Origin of the sequence: Aphanizomenon flos-aquae FACHB-1287, assembly GCF_014698755.1 — a bacterium.
Classification (GTDB): Bacteria; Cyanobacteriota; Cyanobacteriia; order Cyanobacteriales; family Nostocaceae; genus Dolichospermum; species Dolichospermum flosaquae.
In genome coordinates this window covers 119,579-135,768 of record NZ_JACJTO010000003.1, presented here as the reverse complement: position 1 = coordinate 135,768, position 16,190 = coordinate 119,579, and the positions used below count along the sequence as shown (strand labels likewise).

Sequence of the window (16,190 nt, the reverse complement as noted above, 5' to 3'; positions counted from 1 at the left end):
TGATAGCCACCAGAAAAAATATTTACTGGCTTGAACACTTCTATATATTTAAAGATGTAGAATTTTTATAACTAGGGCTTGACGAAAGAACTATTAAGTGTAAAGGATCAAGGATGAAGGCTTTGGTCAACTTAAGCATAAAAGAAAATGTATTTTTATACTTGATGCTTTGGACTTCATCCCTCCCTAGCTTCATGATTTTGAGGTAGGTAAGGCAATAGAGAAGATTTGTACCCCACATTTGGATTGATAATAATGGAAGTTATTTTTAAGATTACTCGACAACAAGAAAATTCTCGTCCTGTTCTCAAATCTTACCTTTTACAGGTAGAACCAGGCAATACTATCCTGGATTGTCTCAATCAGATCAAGTGGGAACAAGATGGAACTTTAGCATTTCGCAAAAATTGCCGCAATACAATTTGTGGTAGTTGTGCTGTGCGGATTAATGGCCGTTCTGCTTTGGCTTGTAAGGAAAATGTGGGAAGTGAACTAGCTAGACTAGAAAAAATCTCACTATCTGGAAATCAGCCTCAAACTACTCCAGAAATTACAGTTGCACCTTTGGGCAATATGCCGGTCATTAAAGATTTGGTGGTGGATATGAGTGGTTTTTGGAATAATTTGGAGACAGTTACCCCTTATGTGAGTACAGCAAGTAGACAAGTTCCTGAAAGAGAGTTTTTACAAACACCACAAGAGCGATCGCTCCTTGATCAAACTGGTAATTGTATTATGTGTGGGGCTTGTTATTCTGAATGTAATGCTTTGGAAGTCAATCCTGACTTTGTCGGACCTCATGCTCTGGCTAAAGCATATCGCATGGTAGCAGATTCCCGTGATAGCAATACAGAACAACGATTAGAAAGCTATAGTGAAGGAATTCAAGGGGTTTGGGGTTGTACTCGTTGTCTTTACTGTGATTCGGTTTGTCCTATGTCGGTTGCTCCATTAGAGCAAATCACCAAAATTAAACAGGAAATTCTGGAACGTAAACAAGCTAGTGACAGTCGTTCAATTCGTCACCGCAAGGTTTTAGTAGATTTAGTCAAACAAGGTGGTTGGATTGATGAACGTCAATTTGGAATCCAAGTAGTTGGTGATTATTTCCGCGATTTACAAGGATTACTCAGTCTTGCACCTTTGGGGTTACGAATGCTAGTAAAAGGTAAATTTCCCCTTTCCTTTGAACCATCTCAAGGAACTCAACAAGTGCGATCGCTCATCGAATCTGTACAAAACAGTGATTAGTCAGTTGTTAGTTGTTGGTTGTCAGTTGTCAGTTGCAAAATAATATTTCTTTCCGCTTTCCCCCTGACTAACTAGGATCTTGAGGGATATTCAATTTTCGCCCAAAGCGGTCATAAACCAAAACATCCCATTGTCCATTATTACTATACTCAAACGCGATTCTATTACCATCAGCACTAATGGTAGGATTGCGTACTTCTCCTGGCAAATTACCCGCTAAATTCCGTAATTGACGTACATCTCGATCATAAAAAACAATTTGGGTTCGTCCTTGACGACTAGCAGCAAACACAATAAATTTACCATTGTCAGAAGCCGCTGGATGAGAAGCAATCGTATCAAAAGAATTTAACCCAGGTAAATCTATCAAATTACGAGTTAACGTATCAAACATATATACATCTTGACTGCCTCTGCGATCGCTCGTAAACACAATATATCGACCCGATATTTGCGGGTTTAATTCCGATGAAAAACTATTAAGACTCCTTCCCCCCGAATCAAACGGGTAACTGAGTAAACGTGGATAGCCAAAACACCCAGTTAATAGAGTTGAGCAGAAAATTAAAATAATTGATAATTTATAATTCATTTAAAGATGAGGGAACAGCGAACAGGGAACAGGAAAGAAAAGCAGGAAGGAGGAACCGCAGAGGGTAAACCAATTACCAATTACCAATTACCAATTACCAATTACCAATTACCAATTACCAATTACCAATTACCAATTACCAATTACCAATTACCAATTATTCAGACAAAAGAAATTTTAATTGGTATTCACTGTTGCACCATTAGGAATATCTAACTCAACAGTCGGACCCCTGTCTAAAACTTCAATATCCCATTGTCCACGATCAGATGATTCAAACGCCACATAACGACCATCAGGACTAATACTAGGATTTCTTACCCAACCACGATAGGTAGGAGTTAGAATCTGTGACTGTTGGGAAGCCCGATCATAAAGTGCTACTACAGGTCTACCCTGATCACTAGTAATATAACAAATGTAGCGTCCCGAATAACTCAAACTAGGACTTTCTGCAACTACTGATTGTCGGTTTAAGCCCGGTGTCGGTATAAAACTCTGATTTTCTAAATCGTATATTAATAACTGCTGATGACGAGAGCGATTAGATATAAACGCTAACAAACGACCATTTCCACTAATAGCAGGTTGTTCCTCCGTATATCGGCTATTCAGAGAAGTCACTCCCATCGGAATATTATCAGCAGTACAAGATACTAGTAAACTAACCAAACCAAAAATTAGGCTCCAATAAAGTGATTTTTGGAGCCAGAAGCTAAATGTAAATGTCTTCACATCAATGTTTTCCGTCGTCCACCCCAAATATTTTAAATATCGGTATCAAAATCGGAATTATCCGGCTCATTATTTGGCTTATTAATGGGATTGTAGGGTACATACTCCGTGGGTATCGCCTCATCATCATCTTGTCTTCTGGGAGGAACTGAATCTCTGGGGGGACGACGTTTTCTCGGTCTAGAAGTAGGAGTATCATCCTCACCGCTTTCAGGGCGTGGGGGACGATTATTAGGGCTATTACCGCTATTATTGCGCCGTGGTGGTTTTCTGGCTTCATCTTGAGAATTTGAACCTTCCCAATCATCAACTGGTCTAGAAGCAGAACCCCAATTTTCATCTTCATAACTCCCGCTGGGACGACTGACCGAACGCCCAGAATTAGAACGACGTTTTCTTGCTCCTGAATCCGGTCTTTCTCTGGTGCGTGGGTTTGATGAACTGCGGGGTGATTGGTCTTCGTAATAGTCATCACGGGGAGAACGCTCATCACGACTACCGCGAATTCTGGGGCGTTGAGGAACTTCTTCCTCTTCTTCATAAGGTAGCGGTTCTAAATCTGCATCCATCTCCGCTTGATAATTGCGCCGCTCAGAATAGGAATATTTTCTGCTGACCTCCCGCTCATCATCTACTATGGGAGTATTCCGTTTAGCTTGTTGAGTAGCGATACTCCGCAAACGAATACTTTCAACCGCAAAAAATACCGTAGAACCTACCAAAAGCAGTTGACCAAATTGTAAAATTGGATCAAGTCGCCAACCTTGGAAGACCAGAATAAAGCCACATAATAAGCCAACCGCTGCAAAAAAGATGTCTTGATCTCTTGACAGTTCTGGACGGACAGTACGAAGAAAGTACAGTGCTGCTCCAGCTACAGCCAGGAAAATTCCCAGAATACTGGCTGAGTTTGCTCCAAAATTTACCTGAGCTAAAACACTGGCTGAGTTCAGCCCAAAATTAACCATTGGCGTTTTCCTAATATCAAATCTATATTAACGAGTTACACTTACTATCACTATTTTAACCAGTCATAATATTGTAGAAGAAGAATACTGGAGTCGAGAATTTCAGGAGAAAGGAGAAGAAAGGGGAAAATTCTTCCCCAGTCCCCAGTCCCTAAGAATTAAAAACGTTGGATTTTATCTTTTTGGCTAATGAAAATTAGACCAATGGTAGCAGGGATAACCACAATTGCAGTACCCCAAACCAGACTCCAAAGAAAATTTGCTAAAGAGGGTGTCATAGTTCTCAACCTTTTTTTACACAGTTTATTCTCATTTTAATCTTGGATTACTTTCTTGAAAAGCGGACCAGGATTATGTATCTAACTTGGTATCTACTTGATTGATGATCCCAAGTTAATAACTTTGTTTTTCTATTCTCACAATAAAATGGCACTATTTAGTTAAAATTAAGGAAAGAATACGTTACAAAACTTCAAGTTTCTCAACTTGCGGCTAAATTGAGGATTTTCTCACAAATCGTAGCTAAACAAAATGACTGGTGTTAACCTGACTGCTTGGATTCTTAGTCCCTTTTTGGGAGTAATGACGTTTTTATTTATTTTCCGCATTATTCTGACGTGGTATCCCCAATTCCATCTCAATCGGTTGCCTTTTAGTCTTATCGCTTGGCCGACTGAACCCTTTTTAATCCCGTTGCGGAAGTTGGTACAGCCTATTGGTGGTGTAGATATTACCCCGATTATTTGGGTAGGTATTTTTAGTTTTATCCGAGAAATTTTACTAGGTCAGCAAGGATTACTGACCATGTTGTACAGGTAATGGGTAATGGGTAATGGGTAATGGGTAATGGGTAATGGGTAATGGGTAATTGGTAATGGGTAATGGGTAATGGGTAATGGGTAATGGGTAATTGGTAATGGGTAATGGGTAATTGGTAATGGGTAATGGGTAATGGGTAATTGGTAATGGGTAATGGGTAATGGGTAATGGGTAATGGGTAATTGGTAATGGGTAATGGGTAATTGGTAATGGGTAATTGGTAATTGGTAATGGGTAAGAATTTTACCAATCACCAATCACCAATCACCAATCATTGCATTTTCATATCCTGAACAAAGCTGGTGTAAATATTACCCTGCAAAAATTGGGAGTTTTCCATGATTTTTTGATGAAAGGGAATGGTTGTAGGGACTCCAGTAATAGCACATTCTCGTAATGCTCGTCTCATACGGGTAATAGCAGTAGCTCTATCAGGTCCCCAGACAATTAATTTACCAATCAGGGAATCGTAATAAGGGGGGATGTGGTAATCTGTGTATACGTGGGAATCAATCCTTACGCCTGGTCCTCCTGGCGGCAGATAACCGCTAATTCTGCCAGGGGCTGGGCGAAAATCATGATCTGGATCTTCGGCGTTAATTCGGCATTCTATTGAATGTCCTCTGAGAACCACATCCTTTTGTGTCAGTTTTAGTCTTTCCCCTTGAGCAATGCGAATTTGTTCAACCACTAAGTCTACACCAGTAATCATCTCCGTAACTGGATGCTCAACTTGTATCCGAGTATTCATTTCCATGAAATAGAACTTACCAGATTTATCTAGGAGAAACTCAATAGTTCCTGCACCAGTATAGTTAATAAACTGGGCAGCTTTCACGGCAGCTTTTCCCATTTTTTGCCGTAGGTCGGGGTCAAGAGCCGGACTGGGAGCTTCTTCTAGAAGTTTTTGGTTACGACGCTGAATTGAACAATCTCTTTCACCTAAATGGATGACGTTACCGTAATTGTCCGCTAATATCTGAAATTCAATGTGACGGGGACGTTCAATAAATTTTTCTATATAAACGCCTGAATTACCAAAAGCTGCTCCTGCTTCCCCTTGGGCTGCAAGGAACAGTCTTACAAATTCATCTTCCGAGCGGACAAGCCGCATTCCCCTACCACCACCACCGGCGGTAGCTTTAATCATTACAGGATAACCAATTTTTTGAGCGATCGCTAGTCCTGCAGTGACAGATTCTACTAATCCTTCACTACCAGGAACTGTAGGTACACCAGCTTTTTGCATTGTCTCTTTAGCGGTGGACTTATCCCCCATCAGTCTAATAGATTCGGGACTAGGACCAATAAAAGCAATATGATGGTCAGCACAAATTTCTGCAAATCTGGCATTTTCAGATAAAAAACCATAACCAGGATGTATGGCACTAGTGTTGCGCGTTAATGCGGCAGCAATAATATTAGGAATGTTCAAATAACTTTTACTGCTGGCAGGTTCACCAATACAAACGGCCTCATCTGCAAGTTGCACGTGGAGAGCGTTTCTGTCAACGGTAGAATGAACGGCAACTGTGGCAATTCCCATTTCTTCACAGGCTCGGAGAATGCGAAGGGCTATTTCTCCTCGATTGGCAATTAATATTTTATCAAATTTCATTTTCTAGTTACGATATCAGTACCAGTAGATTCACATTTTCTCCCATCCTGTTGACATAAAGCTTTTGTATTACTATAAATCGTGACAGGAGATTCCCAAACTTCATTCTTAGCAGACTATTGGATTATGTGGTATCTTTGCTAGACCTTTTAATATGACTGGTGCTGTAACTATATTTCTGTTAGTCTCATACCCATTCAAAAAATATTTGAGAAATATTTGAAAAATATTGCAGTTAAGAGATTTTTTATGTTATAGTAAAACCTGTGTTGAAATCCTGCGGATGTGGCGGAATTGGTATACGCGCACGCTTGAGGTGCGTGTGGGCATAGCCCTTGCGAGTTCGAGTCTCGCCATCCGCATTTTTAACTTACAATACCTACTTTTAATGTCAGAGAAATGATATTAGGAGTGGGTTTCTGAGTTTTAGGGCAATTTTCTGGTAAGTCGAGGATTTTTTGTCTCACGCAGAGGCGCGGAGGCGCGAAGAGGAATTAGGAGTGTGGATAAATCAAATTAGATTGTTATAGTATATAGATAGATGAACTTTTGTAAAGAACATTGACTACTATTTTTAATCCGATACATAATGTTATCCTCCCTAGTGCCTGGCATTATCTAACTCCCATTTGGGTGGGTGCTGAGGAAGTTGTCAAAAGAGGTTTACCTCACACTCAGTTAGCTCCAGCTTGGCAATTACTGCTTTTAGGTGATGGTTCTCCAACTCGACACGTACAACTGCTGACGGGTGATCCCACGGAGGTAGATGTGATTGATATGTCACCCATTGGCATGAGTTTGGATAATGCACCTGCTATGATGCAAATGTTACCGGGTCCAAGAATTAGAAGACAGGTGTGGGTGCGAACTGCTTCTGGTCAACGGTTATATTATGCTGCTTCTTGGTGGGAAGCAAGTCATGTAGATGAGTATTTACAAAACAAGTCTCTACCAATTTGGGCAAGTTTGGCGCGGTTACGGACTGAGTTATATAGAGATGTGCAAGGTATTTATTATGGTAACTCAGAGGCGTTAGAGTCGGGTTTTGAGGAACGGGGACCTTTTTGGGGTCGTCATTATTTGTTTTGGCATCATGGAAAACCGCTAACTTTGATTTATGAGGTTTTTTCGCCTTTTTTAACTAAATACTTAGGTCCGATGAATTTAGAAGGTTGATTTCGACAATTACTAATCCTCAAAATCAGTTAGGATCAAGGTTAGATCTATAGCAGTTGCGGAAATTAATAGACTTTTAATGTCAAATTTGTGTCATAATCAACCCTAAATGGGGGGAAAATGACTTTTTGACTAAAGGGTGAGTCTAATGATAGGCACAATTATAGACGGGCGTTATCACATTATTCAAAATCTAGGACAAGGTGGATTTGGGACTACCTTTTTAGCGAAAGATACCAAGCGACCAGGAAATCCTCTTTGTGTTGTTAAGCAGTTTACACCAGCCAGTACAGATCCGGCTACTTTAATAATACTTAAAAGGCTTTTTGACCAAGAAGCAGTAATGCTAGAAACGTTAGGTAAGCATGACCAAATTCCTCAACTTTTAGCCCACATAGAAGAATATCAGAAATTTTATATAGTTCAAGAATATATAAAAGGTAATGATTTGAGTGATGAATTAATATCAGGTCAAAAGATGAGTGAAGCTGATGTTATTCAACTCCTAATAGAAATTTTAGAAGCATTAGAATTTGTTCATAAATACAAAGTTATTCACCGAGATATTAAACCAGATAATATCCGTCGTCGTCATTTAGATAATACAATTTTCCTGATTGATTTTGGTGCAGTTAAAGAAGTTCGTACACAGCTAGTTAATAAACAGGGACAAATTACTTCTACTGTAATTATTGGTACTCCTGGTTATATGCCACTTGAACAACAAAGAGGTAAACCACAATTGAGTAGTGATATTTATGCAGTGGGAATAATTGCTATTCAAGCAATTACAGGTTTATTACCTGATAAATTAGAAGAAGATATAAAGACGGGGGAAATTATTTGGCGTAAGTATGCAAATGTTAGTCCCAAACTAGCCACTGTTTTAGATAAAATGGTAAGTTATGATTTTCGTAACCGTTACCCTACAGCAAAGGAAGCATTACAAGCAGTTAAAAAGTTATTACCGCAGCCTATAGATTGGAAGTTGCTGGTGGGATTAGGAATGACAATATTTATCAGCTTAACTATTTTATTTATTACTAAAAAAGATGATTTTAATATATATGAAAATTTTCAATATGGGATAAAGGTAAAATATCCAAAAACCTGGGAAAGACAAGATTTAGAAAACCCAATTACAGCCGAAGTTGTGACTTTTATCTCTCCTAAACAAAGTGATAAAGATAATTTTCAAGAAAAGGTAACAATTAGCGTTGATAAGTTTTCTGGTACATTAGATGATTTACAAAAATCCAGTATTCAGGAAATTAATAATACTGTATCGGGTGCAAAGATTGTTGATAAAAGTGTAACGACTTTGGCAAATAAAGAAGCTAGTAAATTGGTGTTTACGGGTAAAAATGGTCAAGATATTTTAAAGAATATGCAGGTTGTGACTTTAAAAGGTGATCAGGCTTATACAATTACTTATACTGCGAAAGTAGATGATTATGATCAGTTTGTGGAAACAGCAGACAAGATAATTAATTCATTGGAAATTAATTAATTGTCAGAATCAGGATGTCCAGGATTTGAGGATTTTCAGGATGAAAATAATATTCTTTTCGTGTGTTCCTGTGTGTTAATTGTCAGAATCAGGATATCCAGGATTTGAGGATTTTCAGGATGAAAATAATATTTTTTTCGTGTATCCCTGTATGTTAATTGTCTGAATCAGGATATCCAGGATTAAAGGATTTTCAGGATTTATGATCATAAATGTCATTAATGTATTTCTTCCAGAGTAATTACACTAATATTTATGGAAGATAAATTTTTTACCCATATTAAAACACCAGTATTCGGCTGAGGTCGTACTAATTCGCTAATGATGTTCGTATCACATAAAAAAGTCATTGCGGATATTAAAAAAAGAAGTTGGGACGGTCTTGACGAGAGGAAATTTCTAAAGAATAATCTTCTTCAATACAAATTTGCTGAAGTTCGTTAAAAGCATCAGCTAAAGTTTTTGTTTGTTTATCTTGGACTAAATTTTCTTGAGGATAATCTAGAGAAATTTGAGATTGTTTTAAAAAATGTTCAGTTTCTTGAAGTGAAGCAAATTTTAGTAATTGTTGAATTTGCACAGAGGTCATGATTTTATTTTTATAAGCTTCTACTGCTAAAGCTTCTAAGAGTTTTTGTGGTACGTCTTGCCAGTTTCGTTGTAGTTGGTTGCCAATATCTTCAGGAATTTCGATAGTAATTTGCATATTTTTGTCTTTTTTTCAGAATTAGGATTTGTTTAATTATACATGATATTTTTGGTCTGAATCAGGATTTCCGGTTACTGAGCGAAGTCGAAGTACAGGATTTGAGGATTTTCAGGATGAAAATAATATTCTTTTCGTGTGTTCCTGTGTGTTAATTGTCAGAATCAGGATTTCCAGGATTTGAGGATTTTCAGGATAAAATTAATATTCTCTTCGTGTGTTCCTGTGTGCTATGTTTCGCGCAGAGTCGCAAAGGAGGAAAGACGCAAAGAAGAAAGTAACTGTGAGAATAATAGAAAATTCTCAAAATCTCATCATTCAATTACAATCAAACATCCTGTTAATCCTTAAATCCTGGATATCCTGATTCAGACATTCTTCGTTCCTTTATTTGAGATAATTAATTATTCATGAGTTAAGTTTTATTATGGCTGAATCTTTCTAAGAACTTCCAAAACTTTTTGATAGCCTTCTGTGTTTCCTTGTTGCTGAAAGAGGTTTGCAGCTTGCTGAAAATCATCTATTGCTCCTTGCTTATCTCCTAATTCATAATGGACATTTCCCCGGTTGTTGTAGGCTTCGGCATCGTTAGGATTAATCTTGATAGCTAGGTTGAAATCATCTATTGCTCCTTGCTTATCTCCTAAATCATCACGGACACTTCCCCGGTTGTTGTAGGCTTTGTCATAGTTAGGATTAATCTTGATAGCTTGGGTGAAATCATCTATTGCTGCTTGCTTATCTCCTAAATCATAACGGACATTTCCTCGGTTGTTGTAGGCATTGGCATAGTTAGGATTAATCTTGATAGCTTGGGTGAAATCATCTATTGCTGCTTGTTTATCTCCTAAATCAGAACGGACATTTCCTCGGTTGTTGTAGGCTTTGTCATAGTTAGGATTAATCTTGATAGCTTGGGTGAAATCATCTATTGCTGCTTGTTTATCTCCTAAATTAACATAGACAATTCCCCGCCTGTTATACGCTTCGGCATACTTGGGATTAAGGCGAATTGCTTCGGTATAAGCTACTATTGCTCCGAGATTATCCCCCTGAAGTCCCTTCTCAACACCTTGAGCAAAATAATCATCCGTTTGGGATCTTTTAATCTTCGACGCATCAGGGAAACGCACACCCACATCTACACCATTTCTTGCCGATAGCCTAAGAAAAGTATTAATAGGAATACCTGAATTTCTACCTGATTTTACAATAGCAACAGAGGAATTTATTCTATCAATATCAACATCATTTGATTCTTCTCCTTGACCATGAATTTCTATGACTTCTCCCTGGTCATTCAACACTGCTCCGCCACTCATTCCTCCCAATGTAGGATTGTCATAAAATAAATTGTAGCCACTATCAATATTTTCCGGTAAATTGTCAATTACTCTTCCACTGCGACAATCATAAATAGATTTCCTCACACCTCCTGTCTGGCGAGGGAAACCCGCTACATGGACATTTATTAGTCTTTTTACCTCATCAGAATTGCCAATTTTAGCAACTTGATAATCTTTTTTGCTAGTAAACTGTAAAATCGCCAAATCTATGTTATTATCTAGTCGTTTCACTGTCTGATAATTGAGTTGATAACGTTGATTATCTGGGGTAACTATTTGATATTTTAAATTACTGCCGCTTTTTCCTGTAACTGTGCTGCTGATAATTGAATTGGCGGTTTTGTCGTCCTAGTTTCTTCAGCAGAAATACTAATATTTCCTGCCGAACTTGAAAGTAACATTGACAAACCGCCAATACAGGCGACAATTTTTAATATCCGCCAAATCATGTTAATTTAATCCGGTTCAACGGTGGCATTATCTAAGTAAAGCTGGAAATCAATATTAATTGTGTCACCTGCACTTTCATTGAGTGTATTACCAGCAGCCAAACCCCGACGGTCTAAGAGTCTGCGGAGAGTAGCACTGGGATTAACTCCACGTTTGAGAGTAAATAATAAATTATTACTTGTACAAGCAGTATTTTGGCTAGTACCAGCACAAACAACTGGTTCACCTCTGAGCGTCCCAGTGGTGATATTTTTCAGAGTACCGTTGTCATTACTCCTTTGAAATCTGCGCGATACTTCGTCACAACGACGTTGAGCCGTCCAAGGTGGTGGTGTCATTTGATAGTAGGAGTTTAGCACATCCAGCTCCTACACACTTAGTTTTTTATCTAAATTAGTATCCATATTCTCCCGATTTTAATCCAATTGAGTTATGGTGGTTACAAGTCAAATCTTTTTTACGTACTTTTGCTCCAACTACAACAGAAATGTTTGATATAGTTATCTCAGTTGCACTCAACTTAATGAATCCTAAATATTTAAAAAAATTACTAATTGTTGTTAGTGTACCTCTTAACAGCGAGAAGTGCTGTAACATCAATAAATCCCTAATCCTATTATTATAAGATTAGAGATTCAAAACTTAAAAATTACATTTCTCCTAACATTTGTTTTACTCTATCAACACTATCTAAATCATTACTAAGACGATATAAATCCAATGCTTTTTTAAGAACTTTGTTTGCTTGTGGAGTTTGTCGTTTTTGTTGAAACATAACACCAAGTAACTCATAAGTGCGGGGATTATTTTTATCTAAATTAATTGCTTGTTCATAAGCCCACATAGCTGCTTGATAATCACCCAAACTAGCTTGAGCAACCCCTAACCCTAAATAAGCGTTGAAATTACTCCGATTTAACTGAATAGCCTTACGGTAAGCTTCTCTCGCGCCTTTATTATCTCTTGTGTTACTTTTAATATAACCAACAGCGTAATAAAAATCGCTGTTATTAGGATTAATGGCAATAGCTCGACGATAAGCATCTAAGCCTAGGGTAAAATTGCCTTGCTGAGTGTATAAGTAACCAATACCCGCATAAATTCCCGCATTTTTGGGATCTAATTTTGCTGCTTGTTGATAAACAGCGATCGCTCCATTATAATCTTTATTATCTACAAGTCTTTTTCCGTCTTCTATTAGATTTTTTAACTCTGCATTATCAGCTTGTACTACTAATACGTCAGCTTTCACTAGTACAGGTGTGCTGGTCAAGAAACATCCCAATAATAAGACACTTAATACAAATGATGTTTTTTTGTACATAATAAATTTCCCTGCATTCTTTTCAATTGTTTTTATTCATACATTAAAACAAAAATATTTATTTTTGTAATCCCTATTTATTTACATTTACACAATGTATATTAATAATTTCTGAAAATACTTGACATTTTCGCCATTATAGCACTAGATTAATACTTTAAGCAATCGGTACTCATAAATAACATTTAAAAAATTTATGATTTTAACTACTACTGACGTTATTCAAGGTGCTGTAATTCAGTCATATTTAGGTATTGTGACAGCAGAAGTGGTTTATGGTAGCAATTTCCTGCGGGATTTTTTAGCGAGTATTCGGGATATTATCGGTGGCCGCACTGGTAGCTATGAAAGTCTCTTTGAAGAAGGACAACGCAAAGCAATCGAAGAATTAGAACAGAGAGCGCAACGCTTAGGCGCGGATGCGGTTGTTGGTATTGCCGTTGATACAGGAACAATTAATGTTGATCAATCTGGTGTTTTATTAGTAATTACGGCCACAGGAACAGCCGTGAAAATTCGTTAATATTTTGCTGATTTTGTAGTGAGAATTGGTGACTTTATATTGGTGTTGAAGAGTGGAAAGATTACAGCAAAACGAGGGTTAGGGTCTTCCATACCACAATTTACCACTTTAAAAATGCTTCCTCAATCCCTTTTTCTCTTCTCACTTTAGCATCATTTTCAAACCAGGTAATAATTTGTTTTGTTGTCAACTCCTCAATAGAAACATCATATTCTTTAGCAATATGTTGTAAAGTCCGCAATGAAGAAATTGTCAATCTAGTTAAAAATTTCTCAGGAGAAGATAACAAAGCTGCGTCAACTTGAGCAGATTCTTCTGAAGATAAAAATTGAGTTGATGATTTATTGGGGGTGATATCCATAAAAATTCAAACTTCTGTTCAATTTAAAAATTGCCTTTCCACCATTAAATCATATTATTGTCACCTCTGAGCAACACAAGCTGACCAATAAATGTGAAAAGGGAAATTCTGCCTTTGATTTTTGACTGTTATTAATTGTATTTAGTATTTTTAGGGATTTTTTGATGTTCTCGCACTCTAAATATTTTTTTTGAAGATAAAAACATCACATTAATTGGAACTATAAATGCTCCCAATTAGTTTAATCATTGTGGATTGTTTTTTGACCCTATTTAGATAGCTATTTTTGTACTGGACTTAATCGCAAACTAAATGTCAAGGAAAGTGATTGTTAAAATTGCGGTTACTGATACAATAAGTAATATATGTGCTGAAGATATAACAAGAATAAATCCTATGGACTTTGACAAAAAAGCCCTCAATGAGCGCGATATCTGTACTAAATACATTACTCCTGCCATAGTGCAAACAGCAGGATGGAATTTATACACCCAAATCCGTGAAGAAGTCACTTTTACCGCCGGTCGAGTCTATGTAAGAGGTAAATTAGTCACAAGAGGAGAAAGTAAACGCGCTGATTATATTCTTTATTACAAACCTAATATCCAAATTGCTGTCATTGAAGCGAAAGATAATAACCACAGTGTGGGAAGTGGTATGCAGCAAGCGCTTAATTATGCAGAAATGTTAGATATACCTTTTGTTTACAGTTCCAATGGTGACGCATTTTTAGAACATGATAGAACTGTAACATCAGGAATCATAGAAAGAGAAATTCCTTTAGATAAATTTCCCACCCCTCAAGAATTATGGCAACGTTACTGTAAATGGCGAAATATTGATGATCAATTACAGCCTATTGTTACCCAAAGTTATTATGATGATGGTAGTGGTAAATCACCTCGTTATTATCAACAAATAGCTATTAATAAAACTGTAGAAGCGATCGCTAAAGGTGAAAATAGGATATTATTAGTTATGGCTACAGGTACGGGGAAAACCTTCACAGCCTTTCAAATTATTTGGCGGTTATGGAAATCTAAAACTAAAAACAAAATCTTATTTTTAGCAGATAGAAATATTCTCATAGACCAAACTAAAACCAATGATTTTAAACCCTTTGGTTCTCCCATGACGAAAATCACTAAACGTCAAGTAGATAAAGCCTATGAAATTTATTTAGCCCTTTATCAAGGTGTATCAGGAACAGAGGAATCTAAAAATATTTATAAACAATTCTCTAGGGGATTCTTTGATTTAATTATCATTGATGAATGTCATCGTGGTAGCGCGGCTGATGATTCTGCATGGCGGGAAATTTTAGAATATTTTTCTGCTGCTACCCAAATCGGTTTAACAGCTACACCCAAGGAAACTAAAGAGGTTTCTAATATAGATTATTTTGGCCAACCCATTTATACTTATTCTCTGAAACAGGGCATAGAAGATGGATTTTTAGCACCTTATAAAGTTGTCAGAATTGACATTGATAAAGACTTAGAAGGCTGGCAACCAGCACCGGGAGAATTAGATAAATATCAGCGATTAATTGCAGATAAACTTTACAGCCAAAAAGATATTAACCGCACATTAATATTAGAAAATCGAGATATTTTAGTAGCGGAAAAAATTACCGAATTTCTCAAAGCTACCAACAGATTTGATAAAACCATTGTTTTCTGTGAAGATATAGACCACGCCGAAAGAATGCGTCAGGCTTTAATTAATGAAAATGGTGATTTAGTTGCCAAAAATCGTAAATATATTATGCGAATTACAGGAGATGATGAACAGGGAAAAGCCGAATTAGATAACTTTATTCTACCAGAAAGTCCCTATCCTGTGATTGTGACAACATCCAAATTAATGACTACAGGAATAGATGCCCAAACCTGCAAATTAATTGTTTTAGATAAAGAAATTAATTCACCGACTGAGTTTAAACAAATCATTGGTAGAGGCACAAGAATTAATGAAGAATTTGATAAAACATATTTCACAATTATGGATTTTAAAAAAGCGACTAAAAAATTTAATGATAAAGATTTTGATGGTGAACCTATACAAATATATGAACCAAAAACAGGGGATTCTCCCGTACCTCCAGATGATGATAATGGAGATAATAATATTGATGATTTACCAGAAAAATCAGGACAAAAGCAAGTTAAATTTGTACCTGTAGATGTGAATGTTGATATAGTTTCCGAAAGGACTCTTTATTATGGTAAAGATGGTAAATTAATCACCGAATCTATTAAAGACTATACCCGGAAAACTGTCCAACAAGAATTTACAACTTTAGATAAATTTATGCGTCGTTGGAGTGCAGCAGAACAGAAACAAGCTATTATTAAAGAATTGAATGAACAGGGAATTTTATTAGAAGCATTAGCGGAGGAAGTGGGGAAAGATCTTGATCCTTTTGATTTAATTTGTCATGTGGCTTTTGACCAACCGGCGTTAAGTCGTAAAGAACGGGCTAAAAAAGTACGTCAGCGTGATTATTTTCATAAATACAGTGAAAAAGCCCGTGGGGTTTTAAATGCACTTTTAGATAAATATGCAGACGAAGGGATTGAAAATATTGAAGATATAAATGATTTAAAAGTGCAACCGTTTGATAAAATAGGTACACCTATGGAAATTATCAAGTTATTTGGTAATAAACAAAAGTATTTAGAGGCATTACAGGAGTTAAAAAATCAACTTTATATGGCATCATGAAATATGAATTACATAATAAATAAAAGCAAATGTAGGTTGGGTTGAGGAACGAAACCCGACATAAACAACCTGTTGAGGTGTTGG

General features: G+C 36.9%; 19 protein-coding genes and 1 tRNA gene. 8 read left to right on the top strand and 12 right to left on the bottom strand.

The window, feature by feature from the left end; genetic code table 11:
* Positions 1 to 255 precede the first annotated feature (255 nt).
* Positions 256 to 1,251: a succinate dehydrogenase/fumarate reductase iron-sulfur subunit gene (locus H6G44_RS02645; RefSeq protein WP_190385529.1), complete on the top strand. Its 996-nt coding sequence runs from the start codon at positions 256 to 258 to the stop codon at positions 1,249 to 1,251.
* 67 nt (positions 1,252 to 1,318) lie between these two features.
* On the opposite strand, the gene H6G44_RS02640 is transcribed toward H6G44_RS02645, so the two are convergent.
* The gene (locus tag H6G44_RS02640) at positions 1,319 to 1,843 is read right to left on the bottom strand and encodes a TolB family protein (RefSeq protein ID WP_190385530.1); all 525 of its coding nucleotides are present in this window, start codon (positions 1,841 to 1,843) and stop codon (positions 1,319 to 1,321) included.
* 6 nt (positions 1,844 to 1,849) lie between these two features.
* Between H6G44_RS02640 and H6G44_RS02635 the strand changes: the two genes are divergently transcribed.
* A complete protein-coding gene (locus H6G44_RS02635; RefSeq protein ID WP_190385531.1) occupies positions 1,850 to 2,059 on the top strand; it encodes a hypothetical protein in 210 nt (69 codons plus the stop codon).
* On the opposite strand, the gene H6G44_RS02630 is transcribed toward H6G44_RS02635, so the two are convergent.
* The 3 genes from H6G44_RS02630 to psbX form a co-directional block, all read right to left on the bottom strand.
* Positions 2,021 to 2,578 (bottom strand): TolB family protein, encoded by a 558-nt coding sequence (locus tag H6G44_RS02630; RefSeq protein ID WP_190385532.1) that lies wholly within the window; start codon positions 2,576 to 2,578, stop codon positions 2,021 to 2,023. The two genes, H6G44_RS02635 and H6G44_RS02630, sit on opposite strands and share 39 nt — an antisense overlap.
* Positions 2,579 to 2,610: 32 nt before the next feature.
* Complete coding sequence (locus H6G44_RS02625; protein ID WP_190385533.1) at positions 2,611 to 3,546, bottom strand: Ycf66 family protein; 936 nt, start codon at positions 3,544 to 3,546, stop codon at positions 2,611 to 2,613.
* A gap of 158 nt (positions 3,547 to 3,704) precedes the next feature.
* Positions 3,705 to 3,824: a photosystem II reaction center X protein gene (psbX, locus tag H6G44_RS02620; RefSeq protein WP_096669626.1), complete on the bottom strand. Its 120-nt coding sequence runs from the start codon at positions 3,822 to 3,824 to the stop codon at positions 3,705 to 3,707.
* 253 nt (positions 3,825 to 4,077) lie between these two features.
* On the opposite strand from psbX, the gene H6G44_RS02615 reads away from it, so the two are divergent.
* Complete coding sequence (locus H6G44_RS02615; protein WP_190385534.1) at positions 4,078 to 4,365, top strand: YggT family protein; 288 nt, start codon at positions 4,078 to 4,080, stop codon at positions 4,363 to 4,365.
* Here H6G44_RS02615 and H6G44_RS02610 read toward each other — a convergent pair.
* Both H6G44_RS02610 and accC read right to left on the bottom strand, forming a co-directional pair.
* Positions 4,332 to 4,622: a hypothetical protein gene (locus tag H6G44_RS02610; RefSeq protein WP_190385535.1), complete on the bottom strand. Its 291-nt coding sequence runs from the start codon at positions 4,620 to 4,622 to the stop codon at positions 4,332 to 4,334. The genes H6G44_RS02615 and H6G44_RS02610 overlap by 34 nt on opposite strands.
* Positions 4,623 to 4,636: 14 nt before the next feature.
* Complete coding sequence (gene accC / locus H6G44_RS02605; protein ID WP_190385536.1) at positions 4,637 to 5,983, bottom strand: acetyl-CoA carboxylase biotin carboxylase subunit; 1,347 nt, start codon at positions 5,981 to 5,983, stop codon at positions 4,637 to 4,639.
* A gap of 279 nt (positions 5,984 to 6,262) precedes the next feature.
* Between accC and H6G44_RS02600 the strand changes: the two genes are divergently transcribed.
* The 3 genes from H6G44_RS02600 (at position 6,263) to H6G44_RS02590 (ending at position 8,669) form a co-directional block, all read left to right on the top strand.
* Positions 6,263 to 6,345 (top strand) — tRNA-Leu (locus tag H6G44_RS02600).
* 199 nt (positions 6,346 to 6,544) lie between these two features.
* Positions 6,545 to 7,159 (top strand): chorismate lyase, encoded by a 615-nt coding sequence (locus tag H6G44_RS02595; protein ID WP_190385537.1) that lies wholly within the window; start codon positions 6,545 to 6,547, stop codon positions 7,157 to 7,159.
* Between the two features lie 148 nt (positions 7,160 to 7,307).
* Positions 7,308 to 8,669, top strand: coding sequence for a serine/threonine-protein kinase (locus tag H6G44_RS02590; RefSeq protein WP_190385538.1), 1,362 nt, complete (start codon positions 7,308 to 7,310; stop codon positions 8,667 to 8,669).
* A gap of 358 nt (positions 8,670 to 9,027) precedes the next feature.
* Here the strand turns inward: H6G44_RS02590 and H6G44_RS02585 are convergent, their stop codons facing one another.
* The 5 genes from H6G44_RS02585 to H6G44_RS02565 all read right to left on the bottom strand — a co-directional run bounded on the left by H6G44_RS02585 (position 9,028) and on the right by H6G44_RS02565 (position 12,495).
* Positions 9,028 to 9,375, bottom strand: a complete 348-nt coding sequence (locus H6G44_RS02585) for a UPF0175 family protein (RefSeq protein ID WP_190385539.1) — start codon at positions 9,373 to 9,375, stop codon at positions 9,028 to 9,030.
* A 425-nt stretch (positions 9,376 to 9,800) separates the two neighbouring features.
* Positions 9,801 to 10,997, bottom strand: coding sequence for a tetratricopeptide repeat-containing S1 family peptidase (locus H6G44_RS02580; RefSeq protein WP_390802631.1), 1,197 nt, complete (start codon positions 10,995 to 10,997; stop codon positions 9,801 to 9,803).
* Positions 10,998 to 11,005: 8 nt separating this feature from the next.
* The gene (locus H6G44_RS02575; RefSeq protein ID WP_190385541.1) at positions 11,006 to 11,170 is read right to left on the bottom strand and encodes a hypothetical protein; all 165 of its coding nucleotides are present in this window, start codon (positions 11,168 to 11,170) and stop codon (positions 11,006 to 11,008) included.
* Between the two features lie 6 nt (positions 11,171 to 11,176).
* Entirely contained in the window at positions 11,177 to 11,530 is a 354-nt protein-coding gene (locus tag H6G44_RS02570) for a COP23 domain-containing protein (RefSeq protein WP_311138874.1), read from the bottom strand.
* 290 nt (positions 11,531 to 11,820) lie between these two features.
* Positions 11,821 to 12,495, bottom strand: a complete 675-nt coding sequence (locus H6G44_RS02565; protein ID WP_190385542.1) for a tetratricopeptide repeat protein — start codon at positions 12,493 to 12,495, stop codon at positions 11,821 to 11,823.
* A 196-nt stretch (positions 12,496 to 12,691) separates the two neighbouring features.
* Between H6G44_RS02565 and H6G44_RS02560 the strand changes: the two genes are divergently transcribed.
* A complete protein-coding gene (locus H6G44_RS02560) occupies positions 12,692 to 13,018 on the top strand; it encodes a YbjQ family protein (RefSeq protein WP_190385543.1) in 327 nt (108 codons plus the stop codon).
* 100 nt (positions 13,019 to 13,118) lie between these two features.
* Here H6G44_RS02560 and H6G44_RS02555 read toward each other — a convergent pair whose 3' ends face one another.
* On the bottom strand, positions 13,119 to 13,379 hold the full coding sequence (locus tag H6G44_RS02555; RefSeq protein ID WP_190385544.1) for a hypothetical protein: 261 nt from the start codon (positions 13,377 to 13,379) through the stop codon (positions 13,119 to 13,121).
* 396 nt (positions 13,380 to 13,775) lie between these two features.
* On the opposite strand from H6G44_RS02555, the gene hsdR reads away from it, so the two are divergent.
* A complete protein-coding gene (gene hsdR, locus H6G44_RS02550) occupies positions 13,776 to 16,106 on the top strand; it encodes an EcoAI/FtnUII family type I restriction enzme subunit R (protein WP_190385580.1) in 2,331 nt (776 codons plus the stop codon).
* The last annotated feature ends 84 nt before the right edge of the window (positions 16,107 to 16,190 follow it).